The sequence below is a fragment of the Subtercola boreus genome, assembly GCF_003399625.1.
GTDB lineage: Bacteria > Actinomycetota > Actinomycetes > Actinomycetales > Microbacteriaceae > Subtercola > Subtercola boreus_C.
On sequence record NZ_NBXA01000093.1, the window covers coordinates 1 to 3,514 of the forward strand.

The window sequence follows — 3,514 nt, forward strand, 5'->3', positions numbered from 1 at the left end:
CGAGCTCCTCGGCAGAGGGATCCGGCTTGTTTCTCTTCACAACATCCAGTGTCGTCATCACGGCACCTTCCCCGCCAGGCACACGCCCGACGCGTTAGGCCAGAAACACCGAATTCAGCACAGTCCCCGATTCTAGGCGGAGGTTGAGATACATAGCTGCGAGAATTAGGCCGTGTTCGCGTAGTCCCGGAATGACGCGGAAACTGTTGTGGAGTTTGATGCTGAATGGCGGTGTTTTGTGGTCGGTGTGTGTCGTTGGTTTTTGATGATGAGGACGCTGGCGGCGGTGTCCGACCGCGTTGCGTTGCGTTGCGTTGCGTCCGGGACCGTGTCACACTTAGAGCACGCTTTTAGTGTGTAAAAAATCAGCCGGCTTTCGAGCCGGTTTTTTTGTGCCCGTAAGTCCGACGCTTCCGGCGTCCTTCGGAGCACGTCTCGCCTTAGTGTTCACTCGCAGCTGCCATCCCCTGCGCGTCAATCTGTTGGCGATCCCAGAACCTCGGTCCCGCACGTCGCGGTTACCGTGAGCTGACCTTCGGGTTGGCAGCTCTAACGGTGGAGGTGCTTATGCTCCCGCTGTCGATTGAGATCCCGGCACCGGCCGGCTGCGCAATCGGTTTCGCTATCGCGGTGAATACCATCGCGTTCGCTTTCCGAATGGTGTGGCCAATCCTGAACGACAAGGCTGCCCGCCGCGTCGTCCGGATACGCCGGGCCAAGTCTGCTCGCAAGAGCGACTAACTCTCAAAAAACACACCCTCCATCCTTAAGGAGAGCTCTGTCTATAAGTTGTAGCAAATACGGTCGTATTCGCTACAACACTCCGGCTCTCACGGCGGTGATGGCCCAGCCGCCGTTTGCCTGGCCTGTTTATGGACCTGTTTGTAACGAAACTCCGGCCCGTTTTCTATGGCCCGTATCTTCCGGTCGGGGATGAGTTTCGGTACGTTCAGGGGTATGGGTCATCTTCTCGGTTATGCACGCGTGTCCACCAGCGACCAGGACGCCGCGCTCCAAGTCGACGCCCTGAACGCGGCGGGCTGTTACCGGGTGTTCGTCGACACCATGTCCGGATCCCTCCAGCACCGACCCGAGCTCGACAAGCTCCTCGATCAGATCCGCCCCGGTGACACTCTGGTGGTCTGGCGACTCGATCGTCTTGGCCGTTCGATCCGTCACCTCATCGACCAGCTGCACACCCTCGCCAAACGCGACATCGGGTTTAGGTCTCTGCAGGAAACCATCGATACGACCTCGTCCGGTGGCCGGCTGATCTTTCATGTCTTCGCAGCGTTGGCGGAGTTCGAACGCGACCTTATAAAGGAACGCACCAACGCCGGCTTGACCGCAGCCCGAGCACGGGGTCGCACCGGCGGCCGGCCGTCCCGGCTGAGCGCGGATCAGGTAAAAACGGCTAGGCGGTTGTATGAGCAGCAGGAGATGACGGTTGCGCAGATCGGGGATGTTCTCGGCGTCAGCCGGACCACGATCTACCGGACCCTGAACCAACACCCCACCCCCGCAGCGCCTCGCCGGCCACGGCCCGCCGTGTAAACACCATGGACGCGGGCGAACGGTGGCGGATCCTTCGACTCCATATCGAAGACCACATCCCCCTGACCGCCCTCGCCCGGAACACCACCGTCGGACTCCGCACCCTGGAACGGTGGAACGCCCGCTACCAAACCGGCGGGATCACCGCACTGGACCCGAAGCCGCGTCCTGAAGCCGGGAAGAGACGAACACCAGCCGAGCTGGTCGCGTTCACCGAACGTCTCGCGCTGACCCGGCCACGACCAAGCCTTGCCACCCTGCACCGCCTCGTTCTCGCCGAAGCTCGGCGTCGGGCTCTACCGGCGCCGAGCTACTCGACCGTTCGGGACATTGTGCAGTCCCTGGACCCAGCACTTGTCACCCTCGCACTTGAGGGGCCCGCGTCGTACCGGGACCGACACGAGCTCGTGTTCAGGCGCCGCGCTGAACGGCCGAATCAGACATGGCAATCCGACCACACCGAACTCGACATCCTGATTGTCGGGATGGACGGGAAACCCGACCGGCCGTGGCTGACGACCGTGATGGATGATCACTCCCGTGCGATCTGCGGGTACATGGTCTTCACCGGTGCGCCGTCCGCGATGAACACCGCCCTCGCTCTCCGGCAGGCAATCTGGCGGAAAACCGACCCTGCGTGGGCGATGTGCGGAGTCCCCGACATCCTGCACGTTGATCACGGCTCCGACTTCACCAGCCACCACCTCGAACGAACCGCCATCGCGTTGCATGTCCGGATCATCCACTCAACCGTCGGACGACCCCAAGGCCGCGGGAAGATCGAACGGTTCTTCGGCACCATCAACACCGAGCTACTCAGCACCCTTCCCGGACACATCGGCCCTGGCGCCCGGGCACCCCAACCCGTCCTGAACCTCACCGAACTGAACCAGGCCATCGGCGCGTTCATCGGCGTCTACAACGCCCGGCCCCACAGCGAGCTCGGAATCTCGCCACGAGACGCCTGGGTTGCCAACGGGTGGCTACCCCGAATGCCCGACAGCCTCCAAGAACTCGACGGGCTCCTCCTCACCGTCCCGAAAACCCGGGTCGTGCAACGAGACGGCATCCACTTCCAAGGCCAGCGCTACCTCGCCCCGACCCTGGCCCCGTTCGTCGGGCACACCATCACCATCCGGTACGACCCCCGCGACATCTCCGAAATCCGGGTCTACGACCGTGACACGTTCATCTGCACCGCTATTGATGAAGCCCACCCCACCGTCCGGCTCAGCCTCCGCGACATCGAAACCGCCCGCCGGGCCCGCCGAAAACAACTCCGGCGAACCCTCAACGACCGCATCCCCACCGCGGCCACCCACGAAACACCCCACACCCCGGCGCTACCCAAGCCGCGGCCGCGGCTTCGCACCTACGAAGAGGACAACTGATGAACACCACATTTATCGTCACCAAAGAACACCGCCGATTCGCCGAGTTCGCCAACGTCGTCCGGAAAGAACACACCATCGGTATCTGCTTCGGCGACGCGGGCGTCGGTAAGACCATCTCCGCCCGCCGCTACGCCTCCTGGGACCTCTTCGAACCCCACCTCAGCGCCTACGGACCCGCCGGCGTAACCGCGAAACAAGCCGCCGCCGCGAACAAAGCACGCACCGTGTTCTACACCCCCGAAGTCATCTGCCGTCCCCGCGCCCTCGCGACCGACATCGACAAACTCCGCGGCAACATTGACACCTACATCCGCAAACACGCCGATCTCCGACCCGAAGCCCGCGAAATGCCCCGCCAAGGGGAAACCATCAACACCATCGAACTCATCATCATCGACGAATCCGAACGCCTCACTGCCAACGCGATCGAGATCCTCCGCGACCACCACGACCGCACCCGAACCGCGATCATCCTGATCGGCATGCCCGGCATCGACCAACAATTCCGCCACTACCCCCAGCTCTACAGCCGCCTCGGATTCGCACACCACTACCGGCCCCTCGCA

3 protein-coding genes are annotated in these 3,514 nt (G+C 62.8%); all 3 read left to right on the forward strand.

Annotated features, from left to right (window positions below):
- The first annotated feature begins 957 nt into the window (after positions 1-957).
- Positions 958-1,554: a recombinase family protein gene (locus B7R21_RS19575; protein WP_116284930.1), complete on the forward strand. Its 597-nt coding sequence runs from the start codon at positions 958-960 to the stop codon at positions 1,552-1,554.
- A gap of 5 nt (positions 1,555-1,559) precedes the next feature.
- Positions 1,560-2,945 carry a Mu transposase C-terminal domain-containing protein gene (locus tag B7R21_RS19580; RefSeq protein ID WP_116284929.1) on the forward strand — a complete coding sequence of 462 codons (1,386 nt, stop codon included), beginning with the start codon at positions 1,560-1,562 and terminating at the stop codon, positions 2,943-2,945.
- A partial coding sequence (locus B7R21_RS19585; RefSeq protein WP_147305999.1) for an ATP-binding protein occupies positions 2,945-3,514 on the forward strand: 570 nt, incomplete at its 3' end. The genes B7R21_RS19580 and B7R21_RS19585, both read left to right, overlap by 1 nt.

Excerpts from the sequence above, each read along its gene's own strand:
- B7R21_RS19575 (WP_116284930.1), top strand. The coding sequence starts at position 958 with ATGGGTCATCTTCTCGGTTATGCACGCGTGTCCACCAGCGACCAGGAC.
- B7R21_RS19580 (WP_116284929.1), top strand. The coding sequence starts at position 1,560 with ATGGACGCGGGCGAACGGTGGCGGATCCTTCGACTCCATATCGAAGAC.